General features: G+C 39.4%; 18 protein-coding genes and 1 pseudogene. 2 read left to right on the top strand and 17 right to left on the bottom strand.

Going from position 1 to position 18,498, the window contains the following annotated elements:
* Positions 1 to 372 precede the first annotated feature (372 nt).
* The 15 genes from AMBT_RS08425 to AMBT_RS08500 all read right to left on the bottom strand — a co-directional run bounded on the left by AMBT_RS08425 (position 373) and on the right by AMBT_RS08500 (position 13,633).
* Positions 373 to 915 carry a hypothetical protein gene (locus tag AMBT_RS08425; RefSeq protein ID WP_013784193.1) on the bottom strand — a complete coding sequence of 181 codons (543 nt, stop codon included), beginning with the start codon at positions 913 to 915 and terminating at the stop codon, positions 373 to 375.
* Between the two features lie 124 nt (positions 916 to 1,039).
* Positions 1,040 to 1,864 (bottom strand): hypothetical protein, encoded by an 825-nt coding sequence (locus tag AMBT_RS08430; protein ID WP_013784194.1) that lies wholly within the window; start codon positions 1,862 to 1,864, stop codon positions 1,040 to 1,042.
* Positions 1,865 to 1,941: 77 nt separating this feature from the next.
* Positions 1,942 to 2,901, bottom strand: coding sequence for a hypothetical protein (locus AMBT_RS08435; protein ID WP_013784195.1), 960 nt, complete (start codon positions 2,899 to 2,901; stop codon positions 1,942 to 1,944).
* A gap of 595 nt (positions 2,902 to 3,496) precedes the next feature.
* Positions 3,497 to 4,489, bottom strand: coding sequence for an NAD-dependent epimerase/dehydratase family protein (locus AMBT_RS08440; RefSeq protein WP_013784196.1), 993 nt, complete (start codon positions 4,487 to 4,489; stop codon positions 3,497 to 3,499).
* Positions 4,490 to 4,561: 72 nt separating this feature from the next.
* Entirely contained in the window at positions 4,562 to 4,933 is a 372-nt protein-coding gene (locus tag AMBT_RS08445; protein WP_013784197.1) for a MerR family transcriptional regulator, read from the bottom strand.
* Between the two features lie 543 nt (positions 4,934 to 5,476).
* Positions 5,477 to 6,190, bottom strand: coding sequence for a MalM family protein (locus AMBT_RS08450; protein WP_013784198.1), 714 nt, complete (start codon positions 6,188 to 6,190; stop codon positions 5,477 to 5,479).
* 239 nt (positions 6,191 to 6,429) lie between these two features.
* Positions 6,430 to 6,780, bottom strand: coding sequence for a DUF6438 domain-containing protein (locus AMBT_RS08455; RefSeq protein WP_013784199.1), 351 nt, complete (start codon positions 6,778 to 6,780; stop codon positions 6,430 to 6,432).
* Between the two features lie 97 nt (positions 6,781 to 6,877).
* Positions 6,878 to 7,459 (bottom strand): hypothetical protein, encoded by a 582-nt coding sequence (locus AMBT_RS08460; RefSeq protein WP_148259088.1) that lies wholly within the window; start codon positions 7,457 to 7,459, stop codon positions 6,878 to 6,880.
* A 14-nt stretch (positions 7,460 to 7,473) separates the two neighbouring features.
* Complete coding sequence (locus AMBT_RS08465; protein ID WP_013784201.1) at positions 7,474 to 7,860, bottom strand: hypothetical protein; 387 nt, start codon at positions 7,858 to 7,860, stop codon at positions 7,474 to 7,476.
* Between the two features lie 125 nt (positions 7,861 to 7,985).
* A complete protein-coding gene (locus AMBT_RS08470) occupies positions 7,986 to 8,498 on the bottom strand; it encodes a hypothetical protein (protein ID WP_013784202.1) in 513 nt (170 codons plus the stop codon).
* A 114-nt stretch (positions 8,499 to 8,612) separates the two neighbouring features.
* Entirely contained in the window at positions 8,613 to 9,008 is a 396-nt protein-coding gene (locus tag AMBT_RS08475) for a hypothetical protein (protein WP_013784203.1), read from the bottom strand.
* Between the two features lie 539 nt (positions 9,009 to 9,547).
* Positions 9,548 to 9,748, bottom strand: coding sequence for a hypothetical protein (locus AMBT_RS08480; protein WP_148259089.1), 201 nt, complete (start codon positions 9,746 to 9,748; stop codon positions 9,548 to 9,550).
* A 118-nt stretch (positions 9,749 to 9,866) separates the two neighbouring features.
* Positions 9,867 to 10,805, bottom strand: a complete 939-nt coding sequence (locus tag AMBT_RS08485) for a retron St85 family RNA-directed DNA polymerase (protein WP_013784205.1) — start codon at positions 10,803 to 10,805, stop codon at positions 9,867 to 9,869.
* The gene (locus AMBT_RS08490; RefSeq protein WP_148259090.1) at positions 10,806 to 11,741 is read right to left on the bottom strand and encodes a retron St85 family effector protein; all 936 of its coding nucleotides are present in this window, start codon (positions 11,739 to 11,741) and stop codon (positions 10,806 to 10,808) included. It lies immediately after the preceding gene.
* 977 nt (positions 11,742 to 12,718) lie between these two features.
* Complete coding sequence (locus tag AMBT_RS08500) at positions 12,719 to 13,633, bottom strand: LysR family transcriptional regulator (protein WP_013784208.1); 915 nt, start codon at positions 13,631 to 13,633, stop codon at positions 12,719 to 12,721.
* A gap of 102 nt (positions 13,634 to 13,735) precedes the next feature.
* On the opposite strand from AMBT_RS08500, the gene AMBT_RS08505 reads away from it, so the two are divergent.
* Positions 13,736 to 14,467 carry a CPBP family intramembrane glutamic endopeptidase gene (locus AMBT_RS08505; RefSeq protein WP_013784209.1) on the top strand — a complete coding sequence of 244 codons (732 nt, stop codon included), beginning with the start codon at positions 13,736 to 13,738 and terminating at the stop codon, positions 14,465 to 14,467.
* A gap of 726 nt (positions 14,468 to 15,193) precedes the next feature.
* On the opposite strand, the pseudogene istB reads toward AMBT_RS08505, so the two are convergent.
* Positions 15,194 to 15,956: pseudogene (istB, locus tag AMBT_RS08510) on the bottom strand (IS21-like element ISShfr5 family helper ATPase IstB).
* A 29-nt stretch (positions 15,957 to 15,985) separates the two neighbouring features.
* A complete protein-coding gene (istA, locus tag AMBT_RS08515; protein WP_013782551.1) occupies positions 15,986 to 17,530 on the bottom strand; it encodes an IS21 family transposase in 1,545 nt (514 codons plus the stop codon).
* A 236-nt stretch (positions 17,531 to 17,766) separates the two neighbouring features.
* Between istA and AMBT_RS08520 the strand changes: the two genes are divergently transcribed.
* On the top strand, positions 17,767 to 18,468 hold the full coding sequence (locus AMBT_RS08520) for a toll/interleukin-1 receptor domain-containing protein (protein WP_013784210.1): 702 nt from the start codon (positions 17,767 to 17,769) through the stop codon (positions 18,466 to 18,468).
* The last annotated feature ends 30 nt before the right edge of the window (positions 18,469 to 18,498 follow it).

The raw sequence follows: 18,498 nt of genomic DNA on the forward strand, positions 1-18,498 counted from the left end.
TGTGGCACAACCTACGAGGGCGTTATGACGGCAATAACTTAACGGTTATTGATCCACGAACATAGACTGATGAGAAGGTGACCACGGCGGAGTGAGTAAGGTAGGCGCTGTTCATTGAGAGATGAATAATCCACGAATACCAGCATGACAACCGACGACATTACTGCCTCATCCGGTGCGTTAGCTCATTTATTTTAAGTGAGAAAAAAAGCTAATTATGGGCTGAAAGAGTGTCAGGGTTACGCTCGGTTTTTATTGACAAGGGGAGTCATACCAACGCCCCGGTAAGCGGCGCATAAATAGTAGGCTAAGATAGCGAGAAACGAGCGCAAGCCTACTGTTTTGCGTCCGTTCTTGACCGGCTTGTTAGCTTTAGTTTGTAAAGTTATTATAAACAGAGCCTTTTCTCAGATTAATTGATTTACCTGTTTGTTGTTTTAAATTGGTATCAGACCAAATAGGAGCTATAGACTTGCATTGCTCATTAACGAGTAAAGAGTCTTTAGTTTTTGCTACGTATATTTGAACTGTTTTTGACTCGCCTTTCTTTATATTTATTGGCATTGTTTCCATTGATGGTTTTTGAAGCTTAAATATCGAGTGGTTATTAGCAACATTTAGGTAAATCGGTTCTCCTATATACTGCTTGCAATAAAAAGCAAAGTTATTAATTGAGCCGTCATCTTTTGTGGGGTTTCTAATGTTCACGGAAAATTGATCAAAGCTGCTCCCTTGATAATCAGCACTTTGAACATAAGCAACCATCTCCGTGGGGGAGTTAAACTCCTTGATGTTTTTGTAAATGCTAAAGAACGCATCTTGTATGCCGTGTATTGCAAAAACAAAGAAAACTGCATATAACCATTTTGTTGCTACTGATTTATCTTTTAACTCTTTTAGAATGATTTCTAACATAATTACTCCGAGTTAGATTAATGGAAGGGAAAGCTAACGCCGTTTTAAGCGGCAAAAATAGTTGGCTATAATTTGTGAGGCACGAACAAAGCCAACTGTTTTTTGTCCGGCTTGAAAACCCTTGTTAGGCTTCTTCACTTTCAAATAAGCTATCAAAAGCCACATTCATTCTTTTGATATTATCATTTAATGCATCTACAAATTTTTGAGAGTTTTCATCATTTTCTAGCTCGGCACGCAGAGCTATTGTCATAGGGGGCAATAATGATAAAAGATGACTATGCTCACTCATGCATTTTTTTGCAAAATCCATATGTAAAGGCTGCAATATTGATTTTTGCTCATTTAAGCTAGCAGTGCTTCGATCAACAATACCTTGTTGGGTTTCGTAACTTTTATTTAAATAGTCAAAAGTAGCCTGATTATTGTGACCTTGAAGATTCAACTCTTTCATTATTGAAATTATTCGATCTTTTTCATTGTTTGCGGAATCAATAGTTGATTGGTAGATTTCGATCGCTTTTTTATGATCTAAGACTACAGCTCTTTCTTTCATCAAAGAAATAAAAACTTCAGCTGTTTCGGCGGAATAATTCAAAATAGCTGCAACTGAATCTTCTTTAGCTGCAAGGTAGGACTTGGCAACGATTCCACTATGATCTGCCATTTTAATTTCAATATCTTTTTGTGTGAAATCTAAATTTATTAGTTTAGGAATTATTCCTAATGCATCAGCAAATGATCTAGCTACGTTTAAAAACACTTCCTTTTTTAATGCTAATTTTTGTTCGGATTGATACTTTTGTTTTTCGTGTTCGAGTAACGCAGCTTGTCGCTTTTCATTACCTCTATTTGTCCATAAAACACCTAAGAATGTAAGGCATGAAGCAATGACCGCACTCCAAATCACATTAGGCACTTTTGAAATTAACTCGATAATAGATTCCATGCACTGCATCCTTGAGAAGCCTAACGCCGCCAGCAGAGGCGCAGCTTCGCTGCGTCCTACTGGCTGGCTTTGTTATGCTATTTACACTCTAGTTCCTTGATAAGATCGTCGTCCTCTGCCTCTATTGCCTCAATGCACGCAGCATATTTCTTTTTAGCAAGCTCTAGAGAAAGAGAGCTATTCAATGCTTCAACTTCCTTACCGTCGTTAGACTTAAAGCTATCAAACACTGAACCCACCGCACCGAAATAAGCGCCTAAGATATCAGCAGGCAGTTTTAGCAACGCTATAGCTTCCCCGTCTGTATCTTGTTTATACTTTGTAGGAACACCATCTACGAATGCAAAGTCCGCTTCGTTGTTAGCAAAAAATGTCTTAGATACTGGAAGAAACAGAGTTTTAGAATCTGAGGGCGAAAATACTATTGATGATACGTTTAAGCCTTGGCCTGTTGCAGACACTGTGTACGGCTCATTTTGACGATAGAAAATACCAGAATGTGATTCAGCCGAACTTTTTGAATGACCTTTAGTTCCGTTACTGGTTGAAGCTTTACTAATAGTGACTGTCAGATTGCATGGGGTATAAGAACCCGCTTTCGAGTATGTAAAAATGTGATCCCCATCTGTTGTGCAATTTCCCGATGGAGCTGGTGGACCAACCAAGCTAAAAGTTCTAAGTTGCCCGTAAGTCGTCGCAAGGTTCTTAAATGCATCAGTCACATTACTTACAGTAGTTGATTTGCTCGAAGTCAATAACCCTTTTTCTGTTATAGCTACATCCAGCGTGTTTTTACCTAAGAAGTTACTACCATGATTCAGAACATATTGTTTGGATAAGTCCGGAAATGCAGGCGTTGTTCCAAAGGATACTTTTGTTATCTTGTTGCTCTTAACATTCACTGTAACCACAAAGTCTTTCTTAGGCATGTAATATGTCAGCCCATTTACATCATCAGACGTTGGCTCTTGAATAGATTTAATGCTAGAGCAAGAAGCAAGACATAAAGTAAAAAATAGCAGTATTAATGTTCTCATTTGAATAATCTCCAATATCCCTATTGAAACCACCAAAAAATAATTGGGATGATTACTTTTCGACTACTGAAAGCATAACAGCTTATTATGTGGAAAAATTCCTTTATACAAGATGGAAAGTTTCCGTACATCATTTCCCTAACTTACAAACTTTCGCACGAAAACATTCTATTATCAATGTACTACGTCCTGCCTTTCAAAACCGCCCCCGCATTCCGGAACAATTCCTTTTTATTTTTACTAACTTTAAAAACACAAAGTACTGTATAAAAAACAGTCCCCTAATGCCCGGCAATCCAACTCACCCAAACACCAACCTATTACGCTAAATAACCACCCGGTCTTTCACTTACAACCGTAAGTGTTCTAAGCCCCCTACTTCTTCTAATAATTTTGTCAGTTCTGGGCTTGGATGTTGTAGCTAAACATGACAGGCATAATTCGAAAACAGCTTTACCTTTCTAAAGATGCCTGTCTTGTTTAGTCGTTGATTGTGCTTCATGAGGAATGCTCCACCGTGATCTCGCCACTTTGTGCTTAATTTGGCCAATTAATCATAGTGTAATAACAAATTACGGAGGAATTGTGGAGAAGGTCATAATTTACTTTCGCGCCCGTTTAAGTATTCAAATACATCGCGCAGCGCTTCTGATGGTGAGCGAGGCTCGTATCCAAGTTCATTACGAGCTTTCGTTATTTCATACTCCTGCCTGATGCCATAGAATAAAGCCACTTGGCTTCTAATAAGCTCTGCGGGTTTACCTGTCACCTTAGCTGCCAGCTCTGCGCACAAGGCAATAAAATATATTACCCACTTTGGTAGTCGTGCTGGAGCTTTTAAGTTAATTCCCGTTGATTGGGCAGCATTGTATATCTCAGTAAGTGACGAAGCGTTGTTATTAGCCAATATGTAACGGCTACCAGAACTGCCTTTCGTAGTAGCAGCAACTACGCCTTTTGCCACATCGCGAACATCAACGAAATTAAAGAAAAAATGAGGGTCTATCAGAAGCTTATTGGTTCTAATTGTTTCAATAAACTGCATAGTGTCTGTGAGTCGATTAGCATGGGGACCAATCATTGCTGAGGGTAGAACGGAAACCATCCAAATATTGTATTTTTTTGCCAACTCCCAAGCTTTTTGCTCTGACTTTATTTTAGAGTTGTAATAGGCGTTGTTAGATAACGTGTTCCAACTATTTTCATCTAGATAGTTTCCATCGTGCCCAACAGCCGCAACCGAGCTAACATAAACCACTTTTTTCACATTGGCTTCGGCCGCCGCTTTAAGGACAATTTCAGTCCCTTTTACATTCGGCTGGACGATTTCAGTAATAGGATCTTTAGCCCAATGTTTAAATACCGCGGCAACATGATATAAAATATCGACACCTTCCAGGGCTTTTCTCATTGCGTCTATATCTTGCATTTCGGTATAGACGACTTGGCAGTTCAAGTGGAAAAAATTATCCACATTTTGAATATCACGCATCCCTGCCCTTACGGTTTCGCCTTGCGCTATAAGCGCTCTAACTACATTCCCTCCTAAATGACCGTTCGCCCCGGTTACCAAACATACATTAGACATCTTGTATTCACCTATAAAGTTATTAAGTGACAAGACTATAAACTCTCCCCCTAGGGGAACAGTCAAGGGCATTTAATTATTTGGGTTGTTAAGCGGAAATTGATCAATCAGTTCTTGTTTTAATGACCCTAACTCAACATCTAGTTGTTCGGCTTGTTCAATCTCGATTCTAATGTGCTTCTGCTTTTTCTTTATGGCATTTATCGCCACCTCGACCGGAAAGCGATTTTCTTTTGCCTTAACTTCAATCATTGGCAGCAATTCTGAAAGTTTAAAACCCAGGGATTGCGCTTTTTTTATCATCGAGATTATGACGACATGGTGCTTATCGTAAATGCGGTACTTCCCTAATCTAGGCACCTTTGACAACAACCCTAGTGCCTCGTAGTGATGAATTGCTTTTTTTGACGCGCCAGTAAGTTTTGAAACTTCTCCTATATACATGTTTTTTCTAATCCTAATGGGTGTAACGCTTACGAAATTGGCATATTGAATCGGTCAGACTTTACTAGACAGATTTTTGTTTGAATTCTTCTAACTTTTTATAAACCAGAGAGAGAAACTTAACCAGACAGGCATAATTCGAAACCACCGAAACTGTCCCTTAGTACACTTTTTTTAATCTGAATGGCTTATCTTAACCACGCAGTTTGAAACCTGCTTTAAGCAGGTCGCTGGCAAAGTGGTTCACCTTGAGCAATATGCACACAACCAACATCAGCAACGAGTTCAAGGGCGACAAAATGCAATGCGATTACTGGGATAGTGTTGGATCTAAATAGCGAATCTTGCAAAACTGATTGCTACTATACGCGGGCGAAGGAATAAATACACTTAAGCGCCTGCTACTCTTACGCGCACTTCTGCTTTTCTCTAGCCATCAACTAAAAAAACGTTTATCTACACAATTAGCGACGAATATAGCCTTCATAAAAGCAGCTTTACCTTTCCAATTATGCCTGTCTTGTTTAGTCGCTTATTTTTCACCTAAAACTGATAAAAAATACTGTTATTAACCGGTTTGTTCCAACTATTTAGTTTTTGAAGCACTAATATTCCTGATGGAGAAACCAAAGTTGGAAAGCTAAAAGAGGTCGCGTTTTGACTATATGAGATCGGCTGCCCATTAATAAATGTGGTTTCTATATTTGTACTTTCTCTCGGGGATATTTGAAATTTGCTACCTAACTCTTCTTGTTGATGTATTACTACGTATGCCACGTCTGAGTTTTTACTATTATCGATGCTGAAATACAGCAAAAAGTGTGAATCGTCCCAAACAAGACTTTGATGTTGATACTGTATAAAACTTGGGTGCGTACTACCCAAGACGTTAAATGATTTATCTAACACAGATACTTTTGGGATGAAAGCGAACTTATGATCAACGTAAAAAGACCTAATGCCATAATAAAGTTTCTCACTCCTTTCTGTCACACCGAAAAGCATGTAGTTGGTTTCTTTACCATCGAGTGAAATTAAGTTTTCATTTTCTTCCATCGTAAATATTAACTCGTCATCAAACTCAGTAACGATTAATTCGCTCATGGATTTGCAACATTTTTTAGCTTTGTATGTCGCCATGCGTTCGGAAAAGCTTTTTTCTGCATTTTCGACTTTAGGTAAATGACGGCTTGAAGCGCACCCTGAAAGCCAGATGACTAATGATATTAGTGCTATATATTTTAGTTTTTTTTGCATTTTACTTCCATTCAGAAATCATTATTAAGACAAAAGAGCTAACGCCGTTTTAAGCGGCGATTAATAGCTTGCTGAGGCCGCCCCGCGTGTTTGCGTCCCAGCGAACGAAGTGAATGTGTTGGCTTGTTATGTGCCAACATAGTCACTGAGGCCTATGAGTTCAAAAAGTGTTTTCTCTAAAGCTTCTAGCTCTTCTTCCCGATCGAAACCTTTACAGCCATGGTAGTGATGCACTGTTTTTAAATTGCTCGCAAACTGTAAGATAAAACTGTACTAGGGTGATCTGTCCATTCTTCGCTACAAGGACTTTCTTCTCCCTCTCCGACCCACCCATAATCATCGCGGAGTTTTTGAAAGCTGTTCTCATCGAGAAGGCGCAGAATTCTTTGGAATAGTTCTGGATTGCTGGGAAGCCGATATGTACCCACTAGTTTAGTATGGGCATCCCCTTTATAGACAATTACTCCATCAGAGAATACGTCAACTCTATAAGCAGGGCATGTGCCAAAACAAGCAGTAGTTTCCATGCTAAAAGCATCTGCCGCACTAGGGGTTGATATAAAGGACAATAAAAAAATAACGTATTTCATAGATTCATCCTCGGCACATAACTTTTAAATAAGGGGCGCAGGCATGTGGGGCAGAATGGCATGAGTTTATTGAGTTGTTAGGTTTTTGCGACATTAGCTATTTCCAACCTGAAATAAACTCTAGTGAAATCTTGGTGTTTTCATAAGCTTCAGGGACATTTCCGATTTTCACGTTAACTCTATAGTTTTCAGTCCCAGAAGGAAAACTGTGAATATACATAACATCTGACGTTGCTATTGGTTTATAGGCTGGGTCGAAAGAAACAGCCCTATTTTTCATTTTTTCATCTGAATACTGATAGCGCGAATGCCATTCAAGGTCATTTGCCCATTGGGCCTCACCTAATTCAACCATTCTCAAATAATGAGCATTAAGGGGTGAGCTTCTATAAAAGTATGTAACATTCTTTTTGCCGATTATTCGTACTTCTAGAGTTGTATCCAATTCATGAAAGTTTACCGGCTCGTCATTTGACAACCTTACGCGAAGAAATGACGTGTCGTGAGAGCCGTATCCGTTAATAGAAAAGCTATATTCACGATTTGAAGCGAAATCTTTCTGCGGCAAAATCAAGGAGTAATTCTTTAAAAACCATCCTGACTCGTTGTACTCACCATCGCCTTTATATCCACAGGCTGTGAGAAAGAAGGGCAATAGTAAAATCCATTTTCTGTTCAAAGTGACTCCGTTTCCTACACATCATTCTCTAATACACCCTTTAATTCTTCTTGGGCAAACTTCCGGGTTTCCGTTTTGAGTTTGTCTTCAAAAAACTGTTTAGCTACTGAAGTCGATGTAAAATTAATAATTATCGCGGTTAGTCCGTCAATAAAGTTTCTATCTGCTTTTTCCCAATCCCAATGCGACGTCCCCCATTTGGAAACCCTATTTTCTATCTCCACACTAAAACGTCCTTTGGGATTGTATTCCAATGAGAATAACGCTTCGTTTATTGTTTCTTGAATCATGTATATCGGCGGTTCTTCACTCTTCTCGGCAATATCCATAATGATACTGAGTTGCTTTTCAACCTCTTCGTATGTCAATAAAGAGGGTAACTTGTCAAATGCGGGAAGCATAACTATCGGAAACCTAACTTTTAAATAAGGGGCGATAACGCGTAGGGCATAATGGCGAAGCCGTCCTGCGTGTTAGCTTCCCAGCAGGCCGCCCTAGCGGACTGCGACTTAAGCATTTTGTTATGTCACAATTGGTAGGCAAAGCTTATTTTCCTTAGAACAAACTCGTTTTCTGAACCATAACCGCCTACGCCAGAAAAGCTCAAATCAACAAATACTTCGTCCGTGCCGGCAGAGACGCTGTAGGATGGAACTCCCAATTCAATTTTCAGCGCTTCCTCGACTTTCTCAAATCGCTCCCTGAGAAATGGCTTACCATCGATAGTTAAGTTACTGACATCATATTTTGTGTTAAATGTTGTCGGAAGTTCTGAAAGTGCGTCTGATAAATCGCCACCGATATGAACTTCTCGGAATCTATTTCTTGAAATGAGTAAGCTTACCGATTTTCCGTAGAACAAAAGCGTTCTATTCTTATTTATTCGATAATATCCATTTGGTTTGCCTAACACGGCTTCAACCTCTTCTTGAGAAGAGAGCCATTTAGCTCCTAAAAACCCTTTGTTTATATCTATGTCTAAGTTTGAGGCAAATCCATAACTAGGCAGTAGCAATATTAAAAATATTAAGTTCTTCAACAAAAACTCCTTGTGACATAACGCTAAGCTAACGGGCAGTGACGTAGCGGCATAATAGCGAAGCGCCACTGCGTTACTGACCCAGTGACCGAAGGGAACGTGTTAAGCGTTTTGTTAGGTGTCATGCTCACTACTCCATTCTATGCTGCTAATTTCTGGGGTTTCGTCTAGTAGCAATCTTACTGCATTTAGCAGTGGAATCACTGGCTCGAGCGGTGCAAGTGTCTTTTTGAAGAGTCCTTTTGAGTGCCTTTTTAAAAAGCATTTCCACATATTCTCCTCATTTTCAAAGTTTCCACAACACAACCAATACTCATTATCTTCTACTATAAACTCAATGAACCAACCCCAATCTTCGTATTCAGGGTAAGATGTATAAATTCCCTGTCCCGCAAGTTCTTTAGCTAGCCAATAAGCTAATTCTGCGCCATAGACCTTTGGATTGACTTGTGAATCTTCTGGCAGAAATGGCTGAAAAAGTTCTGTTTTAAAAACTACTGATGTATCCATACTTTGTGACACCTAACGCTAAGCTTTGGGGCGCTAGCACGTGGGCTAAAATCCGAACGAAGTGAGTCAGCCCGCGTGTTAGCGCCCCAGCGACCGAAGGGAGTGCCAACAGCGTTTTGTTAGGCGTACAAAGGAACGTACGCAGCTTTGCTGCCACCACTTGCCGATTAGCCAGCTTGTTTAAATTATTGGATTTAAGATAAAACAACCCTGTGCGAAATGCCAGATGTTAACGGGAATGTCGCATAAAAGAGCGAGTTTAGAAAACAGGTTATGCAGAATGTTGGCGTTGCGATGTTGATGAAAAGCGCGTTGCTAAAGCCGTTTAAACAGCAACAAGAGCTAGCCGCAAAGACAACCTAGCGAAACAACCTTGATGCTGGAATGTCACGGTTTAACCCACTTTTAAATGCTGTAAGTAAATGACGCCTAACGCCTCAAACACCGGCATGGTGAAGTTGGCGGCTTTTTTGGAACAAAAAAGATGACAGCTTTACCATGTCCGAGTGCTTTGACTTGTTAGCTTTTTTCTATGGTTTTTAGAAGTAATCATCTTCTTCGTAATCTAGACCTTCGACAGACAAGTTGTCTTCATGAATTTCTATATCTCTACTCGTGCTGTATGGATACATAGAAACATCGCCTTTAAAATTTGTTGCCTGAAAAGATATCTCAGCGTCATTACCGTGGTAGATGTACAGCGCTTCATATTGATAATCACCATCTCCGATATGCCTCATATCGCCTTCTTCAAGGCTAAAGTCTGAAGCAGCAATTACTATCTCTTCTTCTTGGCCATCAACCTTAATTTTTCCGGTGCATAGCCTTGTTAGCACGCAAACCTAGCCAGATACAATTTTAATTATCAGGATAATAACGCTCAATATCGCTAATTACTGCTAGTGAGTACTTTTTTACAAGTGATCTAAAGAAAGTTGGTTCGACATGCTTTGCGAAACTAATCAGCCCTCTTAACTTTATAGATTCATCATCTGAAAGTTTTTTATTACAAAATCCATATACTAACGAACGAATATATCGTTTCCTATCACGACCGAGCGATATGGCATTATCATTAGTTAGCACCAGCCCCGTCACATGACGATTATTTTTCTTGGATGAAAAAACCGTTTTAGAATGATTTATTTTCAGAGTTGGATATTCAAGTTTTTTTAGGACGCCTTCAATATATGTCGGCAACTCGAAAAGTACGCCAGAAACATTTGTAGTAAATGTTAGATCATCAGCGTACCGCGTATAAGTAATTTTTTCCTGAGTACAATAATCATTTACGATGGTATCAAAATCAAAGAGTATAGTATTAGATAAAAAAGGAGAAGATGGAGCTCCAATGCTTAAGCGATGCTCCGTGCTACCTTTAACGCACCAAAAAAATAGCTTCTTAAGAGCAACCTTTTCTTTAATTTCCAATTTTCCCTTGTGCTTTTCAACATGAGAAAGCAAGTCGCTTGAAACAATTGAGGGGAAAAAGTCAGAAAAATCCATCTTTAATAAATATTGATTTTTTGAGTGCTTTTGTGCGTTCTGCTTAATGCCGATCCCTTCCATATATGCAAAAGCTGATTTGTGAACTGGCAAATCTAGCAACGGCATATTCAAGGCGGACTTTTGAAGAACTTTCAGCTCTTTTGCTGGCTGCGCAATAACTCTTGAGCCAGAGCCATTTCTTTTAGGTATTTTGTAAACCTTGTAGCGGTGCGGCGCTTTATTTATGTAACTGACAATTTCAACTTCATCAATTAGCAAGAGCTCAGATAAGGCATTATAGATATCCATCTATAATGCCCCTTCTTTTTCTTTCTTCTGCAATCCCTTAATGAAGTTAAATCTTCTTGATTCGGAATCATTGAACGCGTAAAACTGCATTGTAGCGACCTTGGCTTCATTTTTATCAAAATGACCGCCAAAATGAATTTTATCAACATCAGTTAATGGGTAATAATAGAGATCATGGCCGCGCTTTCCGGTTGCTATGAGCTCAAATTTAGTTAGCAAAAAAAGCAAGCGCTTCACCTTGTCTAGCTTCAAATCTAAACCAATATATTTGGAATATGTTTGAATTTCAGAAACTTTGAGCGCTCTAAATATTCTTATAATTTCATATAGGACAAATGATACGTGGCCATCATTTCCCGAATCAAATGCCTCTGAATTATCCATTCCAGACATCGCTGCCAATAGATCTTCACGCATTTCAGGTAAACTATCACCCAAAGACTCATCTATATTTTCAAGATCCCAAGGATAGGCACAAACAGTCTTGTCTTTTATAGCCTCCAGATATCTCAGTGGGCCTAATGAAACAAAAGAGTTAGCGGAATAATGCTTATCGTTTACGAATACAACTAGTTTTTTGTTGAGAACCTTATTTCTCACAAACAAACCAAGCTCCGCTAACGCCCCAGGGCTTTCAAGCACAATAACTATTAGTGATGATATGTGTGCAATATCATTTTCAAAGTCCAATAAATCTTTATAGACAGAATCATGTATCCAATCTTTAAACTCTTCCGCTAATGTAATTTGGTCAATTAGATTGCATTCGATACTTGAGACATATCGCAAAAAAGCATCGCGAATAGAAGGGGTCTTAGCTTGTTTGACATCAACTAAGCCTCCACAAAGAAACACAATTGGGGAACTTAGATCGACACGGCTTTTATCTAAAGAAATCTTCGCTAGATGGGTTGTCCTTTTATCATCAAATTTCAAGTCAATTTCTCTAAACAAACCATAAATTGGGTATCTTTACCTCAGATATAGCGATGAATGCCTATCTGGAATTTAGCTGAGGAACGAAGATGAATTCCAGATAGGCATTCATCGCAACTAAATCCAATCAATAAATTAGAGTCTGGCTATACACCCGACTAGGGCCTAAGCCCATAAAAACGCGTAAAGATGCTGAAATTATAGTTCAACGCCACATATTTTCCTAATGATTTAAATGCCACGCTAACTAAAAGTAACGCTCATGCACATACTAAGTGCTAACGCCCAAATAAGGGGCTAAATAATAGTTTGCTAAAATGGTGAAGCGAAGCGGAACGCAGCAAACTGTTATGTGTCCCGCTTAATTTTCTTGTTATGTGTAAACAAAAAAATATCACTTTACCCAAAAATAAAGAAGTATACCAATGATAAAGTAGATGCTAAAAATAGAATGTAAATCATATTGTTAAGAGCTACATTAAGTTTATTCCTAACCATATAGGCGCCTATACTTGCAAAGAACCAAGATGGTGTAGAAATAATTAGAGGAAATGCAACTCCCATTAAGAACTCATGATTACTAGTGGCAATAAATTTATATAAACTATATAGAGAAAAAACGTTATAAAAAATTCCTGAAATAGCGCCAACTATTAGTAATATAAAACCCAAAATCTTCAATTGATCACCTTACACATAACAGCTTATTATATGGAAAAAATCCTTTATACAAGATGGAGTCTTTCCGTACATCATGTAGCTAATTCACAAACTTTCGCACGAAAACACTCTGTTATCAATCAACTACAATCTAACCTTTAAAAAGTGCCCCCACATTCCGGAATAATTCCTTTTTATTTTTAATCATTCTAAAAACTCGACTGACTGTATAAATAAACAGCCTAGAGAGTAAGACAGGCACAATATGTATACCTTTGTACACAAAGATGCCTGTCTTGTTTAGTCTCTATTCGTGACTAAGCCCAGTGCGGCCGTTTATCAAGATAGAAATCGATAAACGCGCACACTTTTGGTTCTACCGTGACAGTTTGATGATAGTAAATAAACGCCTCAGCTCTATCCCACCAGTACCCTTCCATCACTGGTACCAATGAACCATCTTCAACGGCCTCCTCAATCTGTTTAGCCTTAGGTAAAGCATTTATTAATCCTAATCCAGACTGAGCACACTCAACCATGCCCGCAACGGCTTTTACCCGTGAGTTAAGAATCTTATGAATTACCTCACCTGTTTGAGACTGTAATACCAATACATTACTTGGCTGGTTATACAAATAACCAACAACATCATGTGTTTCTAAGTCATCAGGTACTTTGGGAGTGCCTTTTCTTTTAAGGTACTCAGGTGAAGCAAAAATGCCATAGCGCTCATTATATAAAGAACGTTGCTTCAATCCGTTAAAGCGGTCGCCTAAGTACGAGCCAACCCCCCAATAAATGTCATATTCGTCATGTGCAATGTCGACGAGAGATTCCTTCACATCCAGTACAACGTTTAAAAGCGGGTATTTTTTAAGAAACTCCCCTATCCATGGTGTAAAAGTTTCTGTAATCACTTCGTTAGCTTGCGTTAAAATTCGAATTTCACCCGACACCTCGTACTCTGTCGATTGAACCCACTGCTGCAGCTCACGATGTTGATTATTCAGTGCAGTGCATCGCTTAAGAAACTCTCTCCCATACTCAGTAAGCTTGAGTTCCCTGCGTGTACGAATAAAGAGAGCCTGACCCACGCTGTGTTCTAAATTACTAATTTGCTTGCTAACCGCCATTACGCTCTTCGACATTAACGCTGCGGCTTTAGTCATATTCCCTTCTTGAGCCACTAACTCAAACGTTCGTAATTCTCTTAATTGCATAGCATTACTCATGCTTAAACTTTTAGTTTATCTATTATTCAATATTAATTTATTTTTTTAACAAAGCCAGTTGAATATGCTGTAAGCATTACAAAGTCACTTAAGAAACTATTTATGAATGTAAGCATCTGGTCCTACTCAATGTTGGTTATCATTCTTGCCATACCGCTATATTGCTTGTGGGAAGGCAATAAAACTGAACTGGCCGTTGTATCGGGCGAACAATCAAAATTAGAAGCCTACGCTTCAACAATGGTTTTGCTATGGTTGCCCACTTTATATCTAGTTATTGGATTGTATGGTAAGCAGATAAGTACTGTTGAAATATCACTTGTGTGGATAGGCAGCACTAATAACTGGTTAGGTGCATTGGGCGTGTTATCGATGACAGGCTATTTTGCGCTAAATTTAATAATGACGAAAAACGCAAAAGAGACACACCCAACCCTTGAAGCACAATTGGAACACGTAGCATGGCTGATGCCGCGAAGCCCAAAAGAATTAATGTGTTTTACGTGTGGCGTGTCGTTGTCAGCTGGCATTTGTGAAGAACTTCTGTTTCGCGGGTTTCTTTGGTTTTTGATGACACCTTTCCTTGGTTTTTGGCCTGCCCTTCTTGTTTCGAGCTTACTTTTTGGTTTAGCACATGCGTATCAGGGGGGCGTTCATGTGCTAAGAACGGGCGTTATGGGCATAATATTAGGTGTAATTTCATGGCTTACAGAAACAATATGGATTGCGATTGCAGTGCACGCACTTGTGAATATTTATGGTGGGCTATTAGCCTACATAGTATGTAGTAATACGAAGCCAGAACCAGCGAGTAGCGTTCCAGACGCTTGCTAGTTTCTTTAAACTTAGCAAGACAGGCATAATTCGAAACCGGTAAAACTGTCCCTTAATACACTTTCGTTAATCTGAATGTCTAATCTTGACCACGCAGTTTGAAACCTGCTTTAAGCAGGCCGCTGGCAAAGTGATTCACCTTGAGCAATACGCACACAATCAACATCATCAACGGGTTTAAGGACGACAAAGTGCAATGCGATTACTGGAATAGCGTTCAACTAAATAACGAATATCTCAAAACTGATTGTTACCTTACGCTGCTGAAGGAATAAATACGCTTAAGCACCTCATCCCCCTACACGCACTTCTGCTTTTTCTAACCATCGACCAAAAATAAGAGACGTTTACCTACACAATTAGCGACGAATATAGCCTTCGTAAAAGCAGCATTAACTTTCCAAATATGCCTTTCTTATTTAGTCTAAATTTGCGGTGGATAGCAAGCTTTAGCGCTTGTGGTCCACTTCAGGGCGTGTTGTTAGGCGAATTTCACATTTACACGCTATTTTTTTACTAATAAAATCTAGTGCTTGGCTTGATTTGTAATATCCCCCCATTTAATAATTAAACTCAATGAATAAGGAAGTTCTAATGACAATAACTGTACCAAAAGTATTTGTCTCATATTCTCATGATGATCAAGCTGCGTAATACCATGAAGCCGATCGGTCAATACTATTCAAGCCGATCACTTTTTTGTCTGCCAGTAGACCTTAGTAAAATCTAACTTGAGTGATCGCCATCAGTCAAGGAATTTAGTTTTTTTCGCATCGATTCGCCTTTTAATTCCAACTTTATTGCTCCGTGAACAAGCCGATCTAGGATCGCATCAGCATGTGTCGATTCTCCGATCATTTCATACCAATTTTCTATCGGTAATTGGCTGGCAATTAAGGTCGATTTTGTGTCATATCTCGCATCAATTAATTCCAGTAAATCACTGCGTTGTTGAGCTGTTAATGGCTCTAATCCCCAATCATCTAGGATCAGTAAATTGGCAGAGCTAAGCTTGTGATCAGTTTCGATAACTACCATCGGCTTGCGCTAAGAACATCTTTTCTAATAGCTCTTTAAGCCTAAAATAATAAACGCTACTCCCTTGTTGGCAGTGGTTTTGACCAAGCGCGCAAGCGAGGTAAGTTTTGCCACACCCCGTTGCGCCCGTGATCAAGATGTTTTGATGAAGGCGAAGCCATTCACCTTGTGCTAATGAACGGATCTGAGTTTTATCGAGTTGTCGTGCTGCGCCATAGTTTAGTTGAGCCAGTGTGCCGCCAACTCTGAACTTTGCTTGACGAGTTAAGCGATCAATTTTACGCTGGTCACGCTGTGTTATTTCATGCTCAAGCAATAAACTTAGCCGCTCTTCGAAACTTTGTTCTACGTATAGATTGGGTTGCTCATATTGCTGCAATAGTGCATCACGTATACCGCTTAGCTTTAAGTTACTTAACTGGTTATTGACTTGTTGATTGATATTTTGCATAAGATTTCCTTTGGTTTGTTAGTTTTTGATTAATGGTAATAGTTGTTGCCGCGGATATTTTTATGATCAATATCTTGTAGTAAATCACCTTGAGCTTGTGGCAAGGGTTGCTTATCCAAGCCCTTTTCTAAAATGTTTTTTACTTGTTTTACGCGAGTAACACCTGTGGCTAATGCGCGATGACAGGCTGCTTCAAGACGTTGGTCAGTAAACTTCTTACCTAGGCTTAATAACCCCATACAAGCACGGTAGCTTTGTTCTGGATGCTTTTTAGCTTGCATCAATTGCATAACAAACTGCTCCGTTGAACCACCGAACTTAGCTGCCCAACGCTCGAACCGTTGTGGTGTCCATTGCTGCTGCTTTTGATGAGCTATTGGCATATGTAGATCAAGCGTAGTGTGTGCACCTTCTCGGTGTGATCTTGGATGAACGGCTACTTGAACACCCTGATGGTAAAGTGTCACCAGTTGACCTGTGGCATGGGCTTCAAGCTTTTGTTTGATCAAGGTATGAGGTACTGAGTAGTAGTGTTTTTCAACTTCGACATGATAATCAATATGCACGCTTACTTGTTTGACTAAGGTGTAACTGTAAGCCTGTGTGGGTAGTGGTTTGAGAGCAGGTTTATCAATGGATTCAAACTGACTGAGCCTTGAACCAGGGTGCTTCTTCATTTTCCGCTGGTTTAAGTCGACAAGCAGTTTTTGTATCTTTAGGTTTAATTGGCGCAAGCTAAAGAAGCTTTCATTGCGAAGCCGTGCCATTATCCAGCGTTCGACAATTTGCACACCCACTTCTGCTTTGGCTTTATCCTTGGGCTTATAAGGTCTAGCAGGCACAATGACCGTATTGTAGTGTGTCGCCAATTGTTGGTAGGTTGGATTTAAATCAGGCTCATATCGACAAGGTTTAGTTACCGCACTTTTTAAGTTGTCAGGGATTACCAGCTCTGGCACACCACCAAGAAACTCAAAACAACGAGCATGACTCATCACCCAATCTTCTAGCTTTTGGCTATACGTTGCCTCCGCATACGTATAATTAGATGCGCCCATAACTGCGACAAACACTTGAGCTGTACGGTATTCACCTGTACTAGCATCAACAATATTCATAGTTGGGCCGCAGTAATCAACAAACAGTTTTTCACCTGCTTTATGGTTTTGTCGCATGGACGGTTTTTGACATTTAAGCCATGCCTTGTACTGTCGGCAGAAGTGGGTGTAACTGTAAAATCCTTCCTCGTGTCGCTCTTTGTATTCTTGCCAAAGCAGCAATAGCGTCATGGTTTTGGGTCGCAGCTCCTGCTGAACTAACAACCAGTCAGGAATACTAAAGCCTTTTAGTCGGGGCTTTGTTTTGAAGAATGCTCGTTGCAGAGAATGATCATCCCATTTTTCATCAAGTGGCCAGCAAGTGATACCTAACTCTGCTGATTTACAGGCATATTTAGAAACAATTGAAGGTGAAATAGATAAGCTGTTTGCTATCTTTCGATGACTGAGTTTACAGTCGTATTTTAGTCTTAAAATCTCTTTAAGTTTACGCATTGAAATAGGTGCCGTTGGCATGGTTATTCTCATCATCAAAAATGAAAAGGATAACGGTTAAAAACACCTACTGGATAGACAAAAATGAGTATAAATTGAACGATACCATTCAAGCCGATCACTCAATACCATTTTGACCAAAAAGTGATCTGCATCGATGGTATTGAGTGATCGCGATGGATAGTATTAGGTGATCGGCTTAGATGGTATTAGGTGATCGCGATGCATGAGAATATGCACAAGCCCATAAAAAGTGGGTGCTTGAATTAGCGCAACGATTACGTAACTCAGGTATTGATGCAATTCTAGATCAATTTCGCGTTGGTTTAGGTGATGACTTAGGTGGTTTCATGGAAAAAAGTGTCGCTGAGTCAGATCGCATCATTATGGTTTGTACCGACACATACGTTAATAAAGCCAACGATGGCTTAGGTGGCGTTGGTTATGAAAAAATGATTATGACTGCTGAATATATGAATCAAATTGATTCAAAAAAGGTAATCCCTTTGATTCGTCAAAATGGAACTCACACTGTTCCTACTTTTTTAAAAAGTCGTCTACACATCAATTTTTCTCGTGAAGATGAATTCGAGCTACAGTTTGATAATCTTCTACGTGAAATTCATGAAGCACCACTATTCAAGGAGCCGCCAGTAGGCAATAACCCATTTGAATCGGTAATTGAAAAGCCTGCAGAGAGTGTTACAGATAAAAAGACAGAATTATTAAAGGTTTGGGTTGAAAGCTACAATAGAGGTAGTGGCTTTTACACATTGGATGATGTCCAACATGAACTTGGTTGCTCAAGAATTTTTGCTGAGGTTTATATTAATGAGTTAATGTCAGATGATTTTATAATTAAACAAGAAACCTTTGACGGTGTTGGTCTTCTAAGAGGTTTTGCATTGACAAAAAAAACAAAGCTATATGCTATTGAACAAGGTTGGGTGACTGAGTAAATTTCGCGTAAGTCCTAACTTCAAGATACC

Source organism: Alteromonas naphthalenivorans, from assembly GCF_000213655.1.
Classification (GTDB): Bacteria; Pseudomonadota; Gammaproteobacteria; order Enterobacterales; family Alteromonadaceae; genus Alteromonas; species Alteromonas naphthalenivorans.

What these genes read in the sequence shown, in the direction of transcription:
- AMBT_RS08465 (WP_013784201.1), bottom strand. Translation starts at nt 7,860, where the DNA reads ATGCTTCCCGCATTTGACAAGTTACCCTCTTTATTGACATACGAAGAG.
- AMBT_RS08430 (WP_013784194.1), bottom strand. Translation starts at nt 1,864, where the DNA reads ATGGAATCTATTATCGAGTTAATTTCAAAAGTGCCTAATGTGATTTGG.
- AMBT_RS08480 (WP_148259089.1), bottom strand. Translation starts at nt 9,748, where the DNA reads ATGAGGCATATCGGAGATGGTGATTATCAATATGAAGCGCTGTACATC.
- AMBT_RS08450 (WP_013784198.1), bottom strand. Translation starts at nt 6,190, where the DNA reads ATGCAAAAAAAACTAAAATATATAGCACTAATATCATTAGTCATCTGG.
- AMBT_RS08505 (WP_013784209.1), top strand. Translation starts at nt 13,736, where the DNA reads ATGAATGTAAGCATCTGGTCCTACTCAATGTTGGTTATCATTCTTGCC.
- istA (WP_013782551.1), bottom strand. Translation starts at nt 17,530, where the DNA reads ATGCCAACGGCACCTATTTCAATGCGTAAACTTAAAGAGATTTTAAGA.
- AMBT_RS08445 (WP_013784197.1), bottom strand. Translation starts at nt 4,933, where the DNA reads ATGTATATAGGAGAAGTTTCAAAACTTACTGGCGCGTCAAAAAAAGCA.
- AMBT_RS08485 (WP_013784205.1), bottom strand. Translation starts at nt 10,805, where the DNA reads ATGGATATCTATAATGCCTTATCTGAGCTCTTGCTAATTGATGAAGTT.
- AMBT_RS08475 (WP_013784203.1), bottom strand. Translation starts at nt 9,008, where the DNA reads ATGGATACATCAGTAGTTTTTAAAACAGAACTTTTTCAGCCATTTCTG.
- AMBT_RS08455 (WP_013784199.1), bottom strand. Translation starts at nt 6,780, where the DNA reads ATGAAATACGTTATTTTTTTATTGTCCTTTATATCAACCCCTAGTGCG.
- AMBT_RS08435 (WP_013784195.1), bottom strand. Translation starts at nt 2,901, where the DNA reads ATGAGAACATTAATACTGCTATTTTTTACTTTATGTCTTGCTTCTTGC.
- AMBT_RS08425 (WP_013784193.1), bottom strand. Translation starts at nt 915, where the DNA reads ATGTTAGAAATCATTCTAAAAGAGTTAAAAGATAAATCAGTAGCAACA.
- AMBT_RS08500 (WP_013784208.1), bottom strand. Translation starts at nt 13,633, where the DNA reads ATGAGTAATGCTATGCAATTAAGAGAATTACGAACGTTTGAGTTAGTG.
- AMBT_RS08440 (WP_013784196.1), bottom strand. Translation starts at nt 4,489, where the DNA reads ATGTCTAATGTATGTTTGGTAACCGGGGCGAACGGTCATTTAGGAGGG.